At 62.2% G+C, this 16,410-nt stretch carries 9 protein-coding genes; 4 read left to right on the top strand and 5 right to left on the bottom strand.

From position 1 onward, the window contains the following. Positions 1–2 precede the first annotated feature (2 nt). The 4 genes from glgC to LL253_RS03520 all read right to left on the bottom strand — a co-directional run bounded on the left by glgC (position 3) and on the right by LL253_RS03520 (position 7,279). The gene (gene glgC / locus LL253_RS03535; RefSeq protein ID WP_228226230.1) at positions 3–1,262 is read right to left on the bottom strand and encodes a glucose-1-phosphate adenylyltransferase; all 1,260 of its coding nucleotides are present in this window, start codon (positions 1,260–1,262) and stop codon (positions 3–5) included. A gap of 52 nt (positions 1,263–1,314) precedes the next feature. Beyond that, a complete protein-coding gene (gene glgB / locus LL253_RS03530; RefSeq protein ID WP_228226229.1) occupies positions 1,315–3,474 on the bottom strand; it encodes a 1,4-alpha-glucan branching protein GlgB in 2,160 nt (719 codons plus the stop codon). 20 nt (positions 3,475–3,494) lie between these two features. Beyond that, positions 3,495–5,963 carry a glycogen/starch/alpha-glucan phosphorylase gene (locus LL253_RS03525; protein ID WP_228226228.1) on the bottom strand — a complete coding sequence of 823 codons (2,469 nt, stop codon included), beginning with the start codon at positions 5,961–5,963 and terminating at the stop codon, positions 3,495–3,497. Positions 5,964–6,073: 110 nt separating this feature from the next. After that, complete coding sequence (locus LL253_RS03520) at positions 6,074–7,279, bottom strand: serine hydrolase domain-containing protein (RefSeq protein ID WP_228226227.1); 1,206 nt, start codon at positions 7,277–7,279, stop codon at positions 6,074–6,076. Positions 7,280–7,412: 133 nt separating this feature from the next. Here LL253_RS03520 and LL253_RS03515 point away from each other — a divergent pair, with 133 nt between their 5' ends. The 4 genes from LL253_RS03515 (at position 7,413) to LL253_RS03500 (ending at position 14,678) form a co-directional block, all read left to right on the top strand. Continuing rightward, positions 7,413–7,925 (top strand): RNA polymerase sigma factor, encoded by a 513-nt coding sequence (locus LL253_RS03515; RefSeq protein ID WP_228226226.1) that lies wholly within the window; start codon positions 7,413–7,415, stop codon positions 7,923–7,925. 55 nt (positions 7,926–7,980) lie between these two features. Then, complete coding sequence (locus tag LL253_RS03510; RefSeq protein ID WP_228226225.1) at positions 7,981–8,928, top strand: FecR family protein; 948 nt, start codon at positions 7,981–7,983, stop codon at positions 8,926–8,928. Next, entirely contained in the window at positions 8,912–11,347 is a 2,436-nt protein-coding gene (locus LL253_RS03505) for a TonB-dependent receptor domain-containing protein (RefSeq protein ID WP_228226224.1), read from the top strand. Before LL253_RS03510 ends, LL253_RS03505 begins: the two co-directional genes overlap by 17 nt. Positions 11,348–11,462: 115 nt before the next feature. Next, on the top strand, positions 11,463–14,678 hold the full coding sequence (locus tag LL253_RS03500; RefSeq protein ID WP_228226223.1) for an autotransporter outer membrane beta-barrel domain-containing protein: 3,216 nt from the start codon (positions 11,463–11,465) through the stop codon (positions 14,676–14,678). A 213-nt stretch (positions 14,679–14,891) separates the two neighbouring features. Here LL253_RS03500 and gatB read toward each other — a convergent pair whose 3' ends face one another. Continuing rightward, positions 14,892–16,397 (bottom strand): Asp-tRNA(Asn)/Glu-tRNA(Gln) amidotransferase subunit GatB, encoded by a 1,506-nt coding sequence (gene gatB / locus LL253_RS03495; protein ID WP_009821251.1) that lies wholly within the window; start codon positions 16,395–16,397, stop codon positions 14,892–14,894. Positions 16,398–16,410 lie beyond the last annotated feature (13 nt).

Below are 16,410 nucleotides of genomic sequence, written 5' to 3'. Positions count from 1 at the left end.
GGTCAAACCTCCAACCGGTCGATCATCGGCTGGGTCACCAGGCAGATGCCGCTGTCGGTCCTGCGAAAGCGTTGGGCGTCAAGCACCGGGTCTTCCCCGATGATGAGGCCAGGCGGAACAAGAATGCCCGAATCGACCACGCATTTATGCAGGCGCGCGCCGCGTCCGATCTCGCAGCCCGGCATGATGATGCTGTCCGTCACCGATGAAAAACTATGTGTACGCACCCCCGAAAAGAGCAGGCTGCGGTGCAGCGAAGATCCCGAAACAATGCAGCCGCCCGCCACTAGCGATGATGTCGCCGACCCGCGCCTGCCATCTTCATTATGAACGAATTTGGCGGGCGGCGTAACTTCCGAATAGGTCCAGAGCGGCCAGCTATGGTCATAAAGATCGAGCGAAGGGACCACGTCGGTCAGGTCGATATTCGCCTGCCAATAGGCGTCGATGGTGCCGACGTCGCGCCAATATGGCTCCAGTTCACTCTCGGCGCGCACGCAACTGCTGGAAAAGCGATGCGCCACCGCCTTCCCGTGCTTTACGATATAGGGAATGAGATCGCCGCCGAAATCCCGCTTGCTCGCCGGGTCGTCGGCGTCGCGCCACAGCTGCTCGATCAGAAAACGGGTGCGAAACACATAAATGCCCATGGACGCCAGCGCCACATCCGGCTGCCCCGGAATGGCAGGCGGATCCTTCGGCTTTTCAACAAAGGCGGTGATGACGTCGGCCTCGTCCACGTGCATGACGCCGAATCCGACAGCTTCCATGCGCGGCACTTCCAGACAGCCGACAGTAACGTCAGCGCCGCTGTCCACATGCTGCTGGAGCATCAGTTCATAGTCCATCTTGTAAACATGGTCGCCAGCCAGAATGACCATATATTCCGGTGCATAGGCTTCGATGATGTCGATATTCTGGAAGACGGCGTCGGCGGTGCCTTCATACCATTGGCTTTCGGAAATACGCTGACTGGCTGGCAATATGTCGAAACTTTCATTGCGTTCGGGACGCAGGAAATTCCAGCCGCGCTGAAGGTGCCGGATCAGCGAATGCGCCTTATACTGGGTAGCGACGCCGATGCGGCGAATACCGCTGTTAAGCGCGTTGGACAGCGCAAAGTCGATGATCCTGGCCTTGCCGCCGAAATGCACCGCCGGCTTTGCGCGCCGGTCGGTCAGTTCAGCCAGGCGGCTGCCGCGCCCCCCGGCCAATACATAGGCCATCGCATCACGCGCTATGGGCTGATATTTTGTCTGCATCCGCCTCTCCATCCACCCGCCCACAAGTCGCCGGTCTGCCGCCCGCAGTTCGTTAAAATTCCAGTTCCAGCATCAGCGTGGCAAAGGGCGGGATCGTGATGTTCACCCATCCTTCTTCATCCGCTGTCACCGCGCCCATATTGCCCGCGCCGCTGCCGCCATAATCCTGCGCGTCGCTGTTCATCACTTCCCGCCAACGCCCGCCAGAGGGCAAGCGCATGCGATAACCGTGGCGCAGCACCGGCGTAAAATGACTGATGACGACAATGGGCAATGCGCCGGGCGCGCGCCGCACCCAGGCGAAGATTGAATCCGCGCGCGCATCGACCAGCACCCATTCGAAGCCTTCCGCCTCGCAATCGCGGGCGTGAAGCGCCGGCCGGCTGCTATAAAGATGGTTGAGGTCCGCGACCAGCCGCTGCACGCCCAGATGCGGCCCATGGTCCAGCAGGTGCCAGTCGAGCGCCCGCGCCTCGCTCCATTCATCGCGCTGGGCAAATTCCTGCCCCATGAACAACAGCTTCTTGCCTGGATACCCCCACATCAAGCCGTAATAGGCGCGCAGCGTCGCGAACTTCTGCCAGTCATCGCCCGCCATCTTGTGCAGCAGTGACGATTTGCCATGCACCACTTCGTCATGGCTGAGCGGCAGGACGAAATTTTCGTCAAAGGCGTAGAGCAGCCCGAAGGTGATGTCGTCATGATGATGGGCGCGATATACCGGGTCGCGCTGCAAGTAGCGCAACGTGTCGTGCATGAAGCCCATATTCCATTTGAACCCGAAGCCCAGGCCGCCCGCATCGACCGGCCGCGAAACGCCGGGCCAGCTGGTCGATTCTTCCGCGATCGTCATGACACCGGGATGCGCGCCATAGAGCGCCTTGTTCATCTGCTGGAGGAAGTCCACGGCCTCCACATTCTCGCGACCGCCATGATCATTGGGGATCCATTCGCCCGGCTGCCGGGAATAATCGAGGTACAGCATGGAGGCGACAGCATCCACGCGCAGTCCATCGACATGATAACGCTCTGCCCAGAATAGCGCGTTATTGGAGAGGAACTGTGCCACTTCACGCCGGCCATAGTTGTAGATGGCGGTGTTCCAATCAGGGTGGAAGCCTTTGCGCGGGTCGGCATGTTCATAAAGCGCGGTGCCGTCAAAATGCGCCAACCCATGTTCGTCGGTCGGGAAATGCGCCGGCACCCAGTCAAGGATGACGCCTATGCCAGCGCGATGGGCGCCATCGACAAACCGCGCAAATCCCTCCGCATCCCCAAAGCGCGCGCTAGGCGCATAGAGGCCGAGCGTTTGATAGCCCCAACTGGGATCATAGGGATGCTCGCTGATCGGCAGAAATTCGATGTGGGTAAAGCCCATGCCCACGACATAGGGGATCAACCGATTGGCCAATTCGTCCCAGGTCAGGAAATTGCCGTCGGCATCGCGCTGCCATGACCCGGCATGGACTTCATAAATCGCAATAGGTTCGCGGCGCGGATCGGCATCGCGCCAATGTGCCCGGTGCCGATCGTCGCCCCATATATGGGCAGGCGGCTGCGCAACGATGGACGCGGTCGAAGGACGCAATTCGGCCTGGAAGGCGAAAGGGTCTGACTTGAGCGGCAGAAGGTCGCCGTTCGCCCCGATGATTTCGAACTTGTAGGCGCTGCCCGCGCCGACTTCGGGCAGGAAGATTTCCCATATACCCGCATCGGTGCGGCGCCGCATCAGGCCCCGCCGCCCGTCCCACCGATTAAAGTCGCCCACCACTGAGACCCGCAACGCATTGGGCGCCCAGACCGCGAAATGGGTTCCGTCCATGCCTTCGTGATGGATGACATGGGCGCCCATCTTGTCGAACAGCCGCCCGTGCGACCCCTCCGCGAAATAATGATCGTCCATCGGCCCCAGCACGGGGCCATAGCCATAGGGATCGACCAGCGCATAATCGCTACTGTCGGAATAGTGCGCAATATAGCGCAGCGGCTGGCGCTTTTTCACCGACACCCTGCCAAAAAACAGCCCGTCGGGATGGATGCAGGCCAATTGCCCTACGGCCTTGCCTTCCAGAGTGAGGGCCGTGACGCCTGTCGCGTCCGGCAGCATGACACAAGCGGTGAAGCCCTTGCTCGCCGGATGGACGCCCAAAGTGGCAAAGGGATCATCCTCGCGTCCCGTAACCACCCGGTCGATCTGATCCGGCGTCAGCATCGCCTATCTGCACCCTCTCGTCATGCGGGCAGCTTCCAGATGTCGGTTGCATATTCGCGGATCGTACGATCGGACGAGAACCAGCCCATGCGCGCCACATTGTGGATGGCCTTTTTTGCCCAGAGCGCTTCATCCTTCCACAGGGCGTCGACGGACCGCTGTGCCGCGGAATAGCTGTCGAAGTCGGCCGCGACCATGAACCAGTCATGATCATGGATATCCTGGATGAGCGGCTTGTAGCGATCCGGATCGTCCGGCGAAAAGACGCCGCTGGCAATGGCATCGAGCGCCTGTCCCAGTTCGCGGCTCTGGCCGATCACCTCGCCAGGGTTATAGCCATTGGCACGCCTCTCATTCACCTCCTGCGCGGTAAGGCCGAAGATGATGATGTTATCCTCGCCGACATGATCGCGCATTTCGACATTGGCGCCGTCCAGCGTGCCGATGGTCAGCGCGCCATTGACCGCAAATTTCATGTTGCCGGTGCCCGACGCCTCCATGCCCGCGGTCGAAATCTGTTCGCTCAGGTCCGCCGCCGGGATCATCATTTCCGCCATGGAGACATTGTAATTTGGAACGAATTGCAGCTTGAGAAGCCCCTGCACTGCCGGATCGTGATTGACGGCGCGCGCCACGTCATTGGCCAGTTTGATGATCAGCTTGGCGTTATGATAGCTGGGCGCGGCCTTGCCGCCGAACAGCTTGACGCGCGGCGCCCAATCCCTTTCAGGATGAGAGCGAATCTGGTCGTAAAGCGACACCGCCTCAATGATGTTGAGCAGCTGGCGCTTATATTCATGGATGCGCTTGATCTGAATGTCGAACAAGGCGGCCGGGTCGATCCGGGCATTGACACGCTTGCGCAGCAGCTCAGAGAGCGCCACCTTGTTGGCGCGCTTGACCGTCAGGAAACGCTCCTGAAAGGCAGCATCATCGGCGAAGCGATCCAGCTCGCGCAACGCCTCGGGATCGTCCAGGAACCGATCGCCTATGGCATCACGGATCAAAGCGGTGAGGCCCGGATTGCACTGCATCAGCCAGCGGCGGAAGGTGACGCCATTGGTCTTGTTGTTGATGCGCGCGGGGTAAAGGCGGTGCAGGTCAGCGAAGACCGTTTCCTTCATCAGATCGGTGTGCAGCGCCGACACACCGTTGACGCTGTGCGATCCGGCAAAGGCGAGATTGCCCATTCGCACCCGGCGGCCGCCATGCTCGTCGATCAGGGAAATCGCGCCGATCGCGCCGTCATCAAACTGCCCGGACCGGCGCGCTTCCGCCAGCAGCCGGCTGTTCACCGCATAGACGATCTGCATGTGGCGCGGCAGCAGCCGCTCGAACAGCGGCACTGGCCAGCTCTCCAGCGCCTCGGGCAACAGGGTGTGGTTGGTATAGCTGAAGGTGCGGCGGGTAATGTCCCACCCTTCGTCGAAGTCCAGCCCATGATCGTCGAGCAAAATGCGCATCAATTCAGCGACCGAAACCGCCGGATGGGTGTCATTAAGCTGGATCGCCGCCTTGTCAGGCAGCGTCCGGATGTCGCCGAAATATTGAATATGCCGACGGACAATGTCCTGTAGCGAAGCGGAGGAGAAGAAATATTCCTGCCGCAACCGCAATTCCTGCCCGGCGGGTGAGGAGTCGGCCGGGTAGAGCACGCGGGTCAGCGCTTCCGCCCGATTGCTTTCTGATAAGGCGCCAAGATGGTCGCCGGCGTTGAATTTATCGAGCAGGATCGGGTCGATGGGCTGGGCTTCCCACAGTCGCAGCGTATTGACCCGCTTGCCCCGCCAGCCCGCGATCGGCGTGTCATAGGGGGTGGCGATGACGCGTTCGCCCGGCCGCCAGTGCATCTGATGCGGTCCAGCCTCCCCCCCCTCCGCCGGATCGACGCGTCCGCCAAAGCCGACCTCGTAGCTCGCCTCGCGCCGCTCGAACTCCCAGGGATTGCCATGCGCCAGCCAGTTTTCGGGCAATTCCACCTGCCAGCCATCGCTGATTTCCTGCCGGAACATGCCGTTTACATAGCGGATGCCATAGCCATAAGCGGGCACGTCCACCGTCGCCATGCTTTCCATGAAACAAGCCGCCAGCCGACCCAGGCCACCATTGCCCAGCGCGGCGTCGGGCTCCAGCGCGGCGATGATGTCCATATCGACACCCAACGACGCCAGCGCGGCCTGAAGATCGTCCAGCATTTCCATGTTGGATGCAGCGTCGCGCATCAACCGGCCGATCAGGAATTCCAGGCTGAGATAATAAACCCGCCGCCCCTGCGCCTCGTAGGTTTTGTGGGTGGATTCGATCCAGGCGTCGATCACCCGGTCGCGGATCGCCAGGATGACGGCATGCAGCCAGTCATGGGGCTTTGCGGCGGCGGCATCCTTGCCGATGCGATAGGTCAGCCGCTCGACGATTTCGCGGGCCAGCAATTCGGGATCGACCTGCCGCGGTGCGGGCCGGGGAAGTTTGGTCTGGCCCTCAAAGTTCATGGCGTGACGTCCCCCTGCTGAATCACCCATGATGATGGCATAGGCGCAAGACCAGCGCCATCAGCATTTCGGCGGTGCAGCAAGAACTTGTCGCGCGGCCTTTTGATCCGTCAGCCGCGCCACGATCGGACAATCGCATCGGACACGGCCGCGCGCATTTGCGCCCGCACAGGATAGGCGCTGGATGGCAGAAGCTGGGTCATGAATATCCCGATCAGCCGTTCCACCGGGTCGATCCAGAAATAGGTCGAAAACACACCACCCCAATAATATTCGCCCCTCTCCAACCCCATGGCGAAGCCCAGGCCAAAACCCACATCCTGATAATCCGCCTCGCTGAACATCGCGCTCGACATGCCCGCCAGGTCGCTGCCGCCGGGCAACTGGTTGGTCCGCATCGCCGCGACCGTCTCCTCCGACAGCAGACGCGTGCCATCGAGTTCGCCACCGCGCAGCAACATCCGGGCGAACCGATGATAGTCGGCGACGCTCGACACCAGCCCGCCGCCGCCCGAAAAGAAACATCCGGCCCGCCGCCAGCCGCTGCGCGCACCCAGGTCGGCGGGAACGCGCACCCCGCTTTCCTCCAGCCGCCAGGCGTCCGTCATGCGCGCCGTCTTGCTGTCGGGCAGCACAAAGCCGGTGTCTTCCATGCCCAGCGGCGTGAAGATGGCGCGCTCGAAATGGCTTTGCAGGTCCGTTCCCGTCAATCGCTCGACCACGACGCCCAGCACGTCCGTAGACACCGAATAATTCCATCTGTCTCCCGGAGAAAATTCCAGCGGCAAGGTCGCGAGATCGGCAATGAACTGGTCGGAGCTGCGCTTTTGCTGAAACTCGTCCAGCCCCATCTCCCGATAGCGCGCGTCTATCGCGGTCTGCCGCTGCAAACCATAGGTCAGGCCCGACGTATGGCGCAGAAGATCAATCATCTGCATCGGGCGTGCAGGCCGGCTTTGGCTCGCGCTCCCAACGCGCAAGTCCGCAAATTCAGGGATGACGTCGGTGACCGGCGTGTCGAGAGCGACCAAAGCCTGCTCCACCAGCATCATGAAGGCAACGGACGTGACCGGCTTCGTCATTGATGCGATGCGATAGAGGGCATCGGGGTGCAGCGGGGTCCCGTCGACCCGCGCCGCACCGCGCGTCACCGATAGCAGCGGCACCTCATCGCGCGACAGGAAAAACTGCATGTGGGGCAGCTTGCCGCTCTGGATATAGTGGTGGTCGAGAAACATCACGAGCGCATCCAGTCGGTCCGCATCCATGCCCGCCGCTATCGCTGCCGCCCTGTCCAACCCGTCAAGCATCCGCATCCCTCATCGCCTGGCCTTAGCCTGCCGCGCTAAAGCACGCTCGCGGCAACGTAAACAGCTTGCCGATTGCCAACACCCCGCAACCCCCTCTATGGCATCCGGCCTGATCGCACGCATTGGACCCAGAACAGGCATGGCCACCGGCCTTTCCGCGATATTCATGACGCACCGCGCCGCGCTGCTGCGCTTTTTGCGCGCGCGCGGCGCGGGCGACGACGCTGAAGACCTGTTGCAGGATATGTGGATGAAGCTGGAGGCCAAGGACCTCGGCCCGGTGGCCGATCCACTGCCCTATCTTTATCGCATGGCCAACAATCTGATGCTCGACCGATATCGATCATCGACACGCCGCGAGCGGCGCGAGCAGGATTGGGCCGGGGGCGCAGGCGGCGTCATGGCTGACCCCACCGATGACGTCCCGGTAGACGACCGGTTGATCCTGACCCAGCAACTGGGCGAAGCGCGCAGCGTGCTGCGTGCACTGGGGCCTAGGGTCGAGTTGGTCTTCCGCCGCTTCCGGATCGAAGGAGTCGGGCAGAAAGTCATTGCCGATGAGCTGGGGGTCAGCCTCACCACGGTGGAGAAGGACCTGCAAAAGGCCTATCGCGCAATGATCGCGCTCAAGCAGAAAATGGATACGGAATGAGCGGGTCGGCGACGTCAGGCCTAGCAAGGGGCATAATAGGAACAGGGCTAAAGCCATGGTGAACGAGGAGGCGCTCGCGTGGGTGATCCGCACGCGCGATCCTGGATTTGACGACTGGGAGGCCTTCACCATCTGGCTGGAGGGCGATCCTGCGCGCGCGCTGGCCTATGACGCGCTGATGGCGCAGGACGCGGATTTGGACGCCATCATTCCGGCAGACCCGGTAACGATGCCCTTGGCCGCCAATGATGCTGCGCCGCCGCCGCGCCGTGTGGCATGGCGCTGGGCGGCAGGCGGGGCGGTCGCCGCTGCCCTAGTCGCAACCGTGTCGATCGGCATGATGAATCGCGCTGACATTTACAGCGTCACCACGCGCCCCGGCGAAACCCGCCGCATTGCGCTCGACGACGGCACGATGATCGACCTGAACGGCGACACGCGGCTGCGCCTCGATCGAAACGACATGCGCTTTGCCGCGCTGGACCGCGGCGAGGCCGCCTTTACCGTCCGGCACGACGCCAGTGATCCCTTCCGCGTGAACGTCGGCGATGCCGTGTTCGAAGATGCAGGGACGGTGTTCAACATTGTTCATACGGCGAAGGCGACCCGGATCGGCGTGTCCGAAGGCAAGGTAATCTATAATCCGGAGGCGGAGGCGATCGCACTACCGGCTGGCCGGGCGCTTGCCGACGATGCACAAGGATTGCGCGTCATGAACGTCGCGCCCGCCGCGGTCGCCAGTTGGCGCGAAGGACGGCTGGTCTACAGCAACGCCGCGATCGACGACATCAGCCAGGACATCAGCCGATCGCTCGGCATTCCCGTGACGGCAACTGCCTCTGCCGGAGCGATGCGCTTTACAGGAACGATCCGGCTGGACAGGAATCCGGCACGCTTCTTTTCGGGCGCCGCGCCATTGATGGGGCTTTCGGCCGTTTCCAGGGACGGCGTTTGGGTTTTGAAGCCGGCATCGTCCAGGGAAGGGAATGCGCCGCAGGACTGACCTTCTTTTCGTCACCGCCGCCATTTTGGCGACTACCGCGCCCGCACTTGCGGCGGACAGACACAGGATCAGCATCGCCCCCGGTCGGCTGGGCGAGGCCGCGATCGCGCTTGGCCGTCAGACCGGCGTCAGCATCGGCATGTCGGATCAGTCCTTGGCAGGACTGCCAACCAAAGGCCTGAGTGGGAAGATGTCGCTCGACGGGGCACTCAAACGACTGCTGGACGGAACGGGGGTCAAGGCACGCCGCATTGCGGCGAACACATGGCGTCTGGAGCGCGGGAGGTCCCAATCACCCTACCGTCCGCGCGCTTCGTCCTCCATCGCCGCCAAAGCTGCAACCCAGGCCGATCCGGTCAAGATCATCGTCACCGCGTCCAAGCGCGACACGCCCCTCCCCCGCTATGCAGGGATGGTCGAAGCTCTCGACAACAGTGTTTTCACCAGCGCGGAAGCCGCCAATGGCAGCGCAACGCTGCTCGCGCGGATCGCAAGCCTCAGCTCCACACACGCCGGCAATGGCCGCAACAAGCTATTCATCCGGGCCATCGCTGATTCAGGCGTTGCCGGCCCCACCCAGGCGACGACGGGCCAATATCTGGGTGATATGCGATTAAACTATGCAGCTCCCGACCCCGACCTCAAACTCTATGATGTCGGCCGGGTAGAGGTGCTGGAGGGCCCGCAAGGCACATTATACGGTGCCGGGTCTTTGGGCGGGGTCATCCGCATCATGCCCAACGCGCCCAATCTGGGCGACTATGGCGGCCAGATGTCTGCCGGCGTATCGGTTACCCAGCATGGCGATCTGGGGGGCGATCTTTCAGCGGCACTCAACATGCCGATCGTTGCAGAGAAATTGGCATTGAGGCTGGTGGGCTATGGCGTTCAGGAAGGCGGCTATATCGACGATGTCACTCGCGACATGGATGACGTCAACCGGGTGCGAACCTGGGGCGGCCGCACGGCGCTGCGCTTCGCGCCGGATGAGAACTGGACCATCGACCTCAATGGCGTCTACCAGCATATTGCGGGCGACGATGCACAATATGCCGACCGATCTGTGGGCCGCCTGGACCGTGCGTCGGCCGTCACCCAGCCCTATTCCTCCGATTACGTGCTCGGCAACCTGCGGATCGAGCTCCAGTGGGACAGTTTGCGCTTTGTCTCTTCGACCGGCTTTGTCCGGCATGAACTGACAGAAAGCTACGACGCCACCCAACCCGAAGGCGCGCCGGCCCTGTTCCGCCAGTACAACAAGGTCGATATTTTCTCGACCGAGAACCGGCTGGTGCGTGACCTCGACAATGGATTGGGCTGGATTTTGGGCGCGTCCTATCTTCAAAGCACGTCGGACATCCAACGATCGTTGACCTCCTTCGGCACGGCCACGGTCCTCCCGGAAATCATCCCCAACGTGCCGGTATTCGGACGCGGCGTGCCTGCGCCGGCGACGGGGGTACGCAACAAGGTGAAAGAGGCGACCCTTTTCGGGGAAGCCTCGTTCGAGCCCGTTCAGGGCCTGATCGCCACCATCGGCGGGCGGCTGACCAATAGCCGCCTTTCAGGCGCGGCTCTGGACCCGATTGCCGCCCTGTCGTCGGCGGACCTCGCCCGCGCCGAAGCACAGGCGGATCGAAACGAGACAATCTTCCTGCCTTCCGCCTCCCTGCTGACCGACGCCATTCCTGACATTACCCTTTACGCCAGGTTTCAGCGGGGTTTTCGACCGGGTGGCCTTGCTGTCGATGACCAGAGGGTGCGTCGATACCAGAATGACCGCGTTTCCACCTTCGAGCTCGGGTTTCGCAAGGGCGCGCCGGGCCGCGACCCGTTCGCGCTCAGCGCCAACGTGGCCTATACCGACTGGCGCGATATCCAGGCCGACGTCACCGACCGGATCGGATTGCCGACGACCGCAAATATCGGGGACGGTCGGATTTATACGATAGAAGGCAGGATCGTGCTGCGACCACTGCCTGCGCTGACCCTTGACGGCAGCTTCATCTACAATGACAGCAAACTCAGCCGGCCCGCGCAGTTTCTACGCGCCTTGTCCTTTGACGGCGAATCCCTTTCCCTGCCCAATGTTGCCAATCTGGGGGGGCGTCTGGCGGCCGATTATCGGATAGCCTTGGCCGGCGACACGGACCTTCATGTCAATGGCGCTGCGCGCTATGTCGGAAAATCCAGACTGGGCGTCGGACCGATATTGGGGCAGACGCAGGGCGATTATATCGACACCAGCCTGACCACCAGTCTCCGGCGTGGGCCCCTGCAATATTCGCTATCGCTCACCAACCTGCTCGACAGCGATGGCAATCGCTTTTCGCTCGGCACGCCGTTCGATTTGCGGTCAGACTATTACACGCCGCTGCGGCCGCGCACCGTGCGTTTAGGGATCGATTTCGCCTTTTGACGATCGCCTGAATATCCATTCGTCGCAGCGCCGGACGGGAAGCACGGCCCGGCGACGTCCCATGCGCACGCGCGCCTTTCAGAATAATTGCAGCGCGGCACGCAGAGGAGACATCATGCGACATCTTTTGGCCTGTACGGCCATCGCCCCGGTTCTGGCGGCACTAGCCGGCACGGACGCGGCGGCAGAAACCAAGATTACGTCCGCAACCACCGCGCCTGCCCGGACATCGACCGTGGCTAGCGGATCGGCCGACGACATCACCATCACATCCGCCGGGTCGATTACGCTGACCAGCGGGACCGCGGTGACGGTGGACAGCAATAATGACGTTTCGAACGGGGGAACGATCACCATCAACGACGCGGATAACGTCACCGGTATCCTGGTCGCGCCCGGCACGACCGGCGATATCACCAATAGCGGCACGATCACGCTGACGGAGGACTATACCGCCAAGGACGATGATGACGACGGGGACACAGATGGCCCCTTTGCAAAAGGCAGCAACAAAAAGGGCATCTGGGTACAATCCGGCGCGGGCCATAGCGGCGATATCTCCCATAGCGGCACCATCTCCATTGAAGGGAATAATTCGGCCGGCATCCGCTTGGATGGCGCATTGACAGGCGACTGGGCGACCAGCGGCTCGATCACGGTTGTCGGCGACAATAGCTACGGCGTTGTCGCCAACGACGTGACCGGCGACGTCACCTTGCGCGGCGCCATCAGCGCGACGGGCGAAAACAGCATCGGCGCGGCCTTGCTGGGCGATGTGGATGGCGCTGTGAAGATTCAGGGATCGATCGTCAGCAACGGCTATCGCTACACCACCCGGCCCGCGGATACGGAAGATCTGGACGAGGACGACCTGCTTCAGGGCGGGTCGGCTGTCGTGATCGCCGGCAATGTCAGCGGTGGCGTTATCTTCGACGTGCCGCCGGTCGCAGGTGATGATGATGACGAAGATGACACCGACATCGACGATGACGGCCTGACCGATAGCACCGAAGGGTCGGCGTCGATCGTGACCTACGGATCATCCGCCGCCGTGCAGGTCGGCGCGGCTGATACGGACACGATGATCGGAGCTGTAGCTGCGGGCGGATCGGGCTACGGATTGATCGTCAACGGAACCATCGCCGGCTATGGCATCTATGACGGGGTCGACGCCAATGGCCTCGTCATCGGCGGGCTGGGAAGCAATGTCGACATTGCGAAGGGCGTTTTGGTCAATGGCAGCATCGGCGCGGTTTCCTATGACAGCAACGCCACCGCCATACGCCTGGGTTCCGGCGCGCGCTCCGATACGATTCAGATCGGTGGGGTCGTCGGCGCCAGCGGATCGTCAAAGGAAGGCACGGCTGCTCGCGGTCTTGTCATCGATTCCGGCGCAACCGTCAGCAATCTTGTGGTCGGTGGGACGGTAGCGGCGGCTGCGCTCGACGATGAAAAGGGGACGGCTATCGCAATCCTGGATTCCTCGGGCACGGTGTCCAGCCTCAAGAATACTGGTGCGATTACCGCCAGCGGCGGCGCGACCAACATCGCAATCGACATGAGCGCCAATAGCAGTGGCGTCACATTGTCCCAGTCGCTTGCCAGCGAAACTGCCAAAGCGCCTCAAATCACCGGGGACATTCGCCTCGGCTCTGGTAACGATAACGTCACGGTCTCGGCTGGCACCATCACTGGCGACCTGGCACTAGGTGGCGGAAACGACGGTCTTTCCCTCTCCGGGGCGTCCAGGCTGACCGGCGACACCAGCTTCGGCACAGGTTCAGCCAGCCTTACCCTGTCTGACACCGCCGCTATTGTCGGCGCAATCGATTTCGGCGGAGGCAGCGGCACGCTGACGATGGGAGGCACATCCAGCCTGTCCGGTGCGATCAACAATGCCGGCGGCATCGACGTGGTGCTGAACGGCGGCACGCTGAACGCCACCAATGGCGGGACGATCGCGCTGAACTCGCTCGCTGCCAATGGCACATCGACCATCGGTGTTACCATTGATGCGGACAAGGGCACCAGTACGCTCTACGACGTATCAGGGGCCGCCAGCTTCGCCAGCGGATCGCAGGTCAAGGTCAATCTGGCGCAGGTCGGCGGGTCGGAGGGCGACTATGTCATCGTCCGGGCAGGATCGCTGAACGGCGCTCCGGCATTCGATACCGAAACCCTGCTGCCCTATATTTTCAAGGGCAGTGTGACTGGCGATAATTCTGCCGGCACCGTCACCCTGTCGATCGCGGCCAAAAGCGTGTCGGAACTGGGGCTGAGCGGCTCAACGGCCCGCGCCTATGACGCCATCTTCAACGCGCTCGATAATGACAGCGACATTGCCGACGCCTATCTCGGCATATCGGACGGCAGTACGCTGAACGCCAATTTGCGCCAGATGCTACCCGATCATGCCGGCGGCACGTTTGAAGCCGTCACGTCGGGATCGCGCGCGACCGCCCGCATTCTCTCCGATCCCAACGGCATCTACCGCACGAAGGACGGGCGGCTGGGCTTCTGGCTGCAACAGGTCGCCTTCGGCAGCGCAAAGAGCGTTGGCAGCACGGCATCCTATGACATCAACGGCTGGGGCGCTGGCGGCGGCGTCGAATATCTGACGGGTCTGGGCGCCTTCGGGGGATCCTTCGCCTATATTCACGGCAGCGATTCCAGCGGCAGTTCGAACAATGCCGTGGACTCCGATCAATATGAGCTGGCGGCGCACTGGCGGGGTCAATGGGGCCCGTTGCTGGCCTTTGCCCGCCTGTCGGCTGCGAAGATCAATTTTTCGGGCACCCGCCATTTCGAAAATGGTGACGTGACGCGCACCGCTGACGGTGAATGGGATGGCGATCTCTACTCGGCGACTGCCGGCCTGTCCTACCAGTTACAGTTCAACCGGTTCAGCCTGCGTCCGGCGGTAGGGATCGACTATTATCGCCTCAAGGAAGATGGCTATGCCGAAACCGGCGGCGGCGATGCCTTCAACTTGACGGTGCTCGATCGCACGAGCGACGAGACCACCGCCAATGGCACGATCACGGCCGGTTATGATTTCGGCAGCCTGAACCCTGCCGACGGCTGGGTCAGGCTGGAGCTGGAAGGCGGCCGGCGTCAGATTATTGGCGGATCGCTCGGCGACACCACCGCCTATTTCAAGGATGGCGACCAGTTCACGCTGGTGGCGGAAGATCGCACCAATGGCTGGACCGGCCGCGCGCGCCTCTATGGCGGCACGGACACGTTCCGCGTCGGCGGAGAATTTGGCGCGGAGGAACAACAAAATCATGTCGCCATCTCATTTCGCGCGACGGTTAATTTCGTCCTGTGACGTCTGACCATTGAAGCGGTGGGCCACACCCCACAGACCCTCCCGGTCCGCCGCTTCCGCTTCGGCAGCAAACCCTCCCCAAGGGCGCCGAACATAAAGAGGGGCGTCGCCGGTCCCCCCGGTGGCGCCCCTTCTTTTTTTGGCCATCCCTATGAACAAAAAAGGGGCGTTCGTCCGAACGCCCCTCTGCCGTCATTTTTTCGAGCGCGCGGGCTAGCCAGCCAGCCCCTTCTTCACCAGTTCGTTGACGACCTGGGGATTAGCCTTGCCCTGCATCGCTTTCATCGTCTGGCCGACGAAGAAGCCGAACAATGCTTCCTTGCCACCCTTATACTGGGCGACCTTGTCCGCATTGTCGGCCAGCACCTTGGCAACCGCGGCCTCGATCGCACCCGTGTCGGACGTCTGCTTGAGGCCCTTTTCCTCGACGATCGCCGGCGCGCGCGCGCCCGTTTCCAGCATGATCTCGAACACCTGCTTGGCGATGGTGCCGCTGATCGTGCCATCCGCCACCAGCGCCAGCAGTTCCGCGCCTTCCTCCGGCCCAACCGGGCTTTCGTCCAGCGATTTGCCCAGGCGATTGAGCGCACCATAAAGTTCCGACAAAAGCCAGTTGGCCGAAGCCTTAGCGACCTCGCCCTCGCTCTTCTTCTGGATGCGCGCGCCTTGCGCCAGCAGCGCCTCGAACCAGCGCGCAGTGTCGGCGTCGGCGGTCAGGGTCGTCGCATTATAGGCGGACAAGCCTAGATCGTTCACATAACGCGCGCGCTTGGCATCGGGCAGTTCCGGCAGCGACTGGCGGCATTCCTCCAGGAAGGCATCGTCCAGTTCCAGCGGCAGCAGGTCGGGATCGGGGAAGTAGCGATAGTCGTGCGCATCTTCCTTCGACCGCATCGAACGGGTCTCGTTGCGATCCGGATCATAGAGGCGCGTTTCCTGCACGATCTTGCCGCCGGCTTCCAGGACGTCGACCTGGCGGTTCGCCTCATGCTCGACCACGGCCATCACGAAACGGACCGAGTTCACATTCTTGGTCTCGGTACGGGTGCCGAATGCCTCGCCCGGACGACGCACGGAGACGTTGACGTCGGCGCGCATCGACCCCTGGTCCATATTGCCGTCGCACGAACCGACATAGCGAAGAATGGTTCGCAGCTTCGAGAGATAAGCCCCTGCTTCGGCAGGCGAACGCATATCCGGCTTCGACACGATTTCCATCAGCGCCACGCCCGACCGGTTGAGGTCGACATAGGAGCTGGTGGGATGCTGGTCGTGCATCAGCTTGCCGGCATCCTGCTCGACATGGATGCGCTCGACGCCGATCACCTTGGTGCTCGCCTCGGGGTTCTTCTCGTCCAGGACGATCTCGATCTGCCCCTCGCCCACGATCGGGTGATAGAGCTGGCTGATCTGATAGCCCTGCGGCAGATCCGCGTAGAAATAATTCTTGCGGTCGAAGCGCGACCATTTGTTGATCTGCGCGTCGATCGCCATGCCGGTGCGGACTGCCTGACGGATGCACTCGCGGTTGGGGACAGGCAACATGCCGGGCATCGCCGCATCGACCAGGCTAACCTGTGTATTCGGCTCTGCCCCGAACGCGGTTGCCGCGCCGGAAAACAGCTTCGCGTTCGACGTCACCTGCGCATGGACCTCCAGGCCGATCACGACCTCCCACTCGCCGGTTGCGCCCTGGATACGATAGGTTGATTCAGTCATTTCGCTTCTTGCC

It is taken from the genome of Sphingobium soli (assembly GCF_020782245.1).
GTDB lineage: Bacteria > Pseudomonadota > Alphaproteobacteria > Sphingomonadales > Sphingomonadaceae > Sphingobium > Sphingobium soli.
Note: the sequence above shows the minus strand (reverse complement) of the source record. Positions and strands in the feature narration are given on the sequence as shown.

What these genes read in the sequence shown, in the direction of transcription:
- glgC (WP_228226230.1), bottom strand. Translation starts at nt 1,262, where the DNA reads ATGCAGACAAAATATCAGCCCATAGCGCGTGATGCGATGGCCTATGTA.
- glgB (WP_228226229.1), bottom strand. Translation starts at nt 3,474, where the DNA reads ATGCTGACGCCGGATCAGATCGACCGGGTGGTTACGGGACGCGAGGAT.
- LL253_RS03525 (WP_228226228.1), bottom strand. Translation starts at nt 5,963, where the DNA reads ATGAACTTTGAGGGCCAGACCAAACTTCCCCGGCCCGCACCGCGGCAG.
- LL253_RS03520 (WP_228226227.1), bottom strand. Translation starts at nt 7,279, where the DNA reads ATGCGGATGCTTGACGGGTTGGACAGGGCGGCAGCGATAGCGGCGGGC.
- LL253_RS03515 (WP_228226226.1), top strand. Translation starts at nt 7,413, where the DNA reads ATGGCCACCGGCCTTTCCGCGATATTCATGACGCACCGCGCCGCGCTG.
- LL253_RS03510 (WP_228226225.1), top strand. Translation starts at nt 7,981, where the DNA reads ATGGTGAACGAGGAGGCGCTCGCGTGGGTGATCCGCACGCGCGATCCT.
- LL253_RS03505 (WP_228226224.1), top strand. Translation starts at nt 8,912, where the DNA reads ATGCGCCGCAGGACTGACCTTCTTTTCGTCACCGCCGCCATTTTGGCG.
- LL253_RS03500 (WP_228226223.1), top strand. Translation starts at nt 11,463, where the DNA reads ATGCGACATCTTTTGGCCTGTACGGCCATCGCCCCGGTTCTGGCGGCA.
- gatB (WP_009821251.1), bottom strand. Translation starts at nt 16,397, where the DNA reads ATGACTGAATCAACCTATCGTATCCAGGGCGCAACCGGCGAGTGGGAG.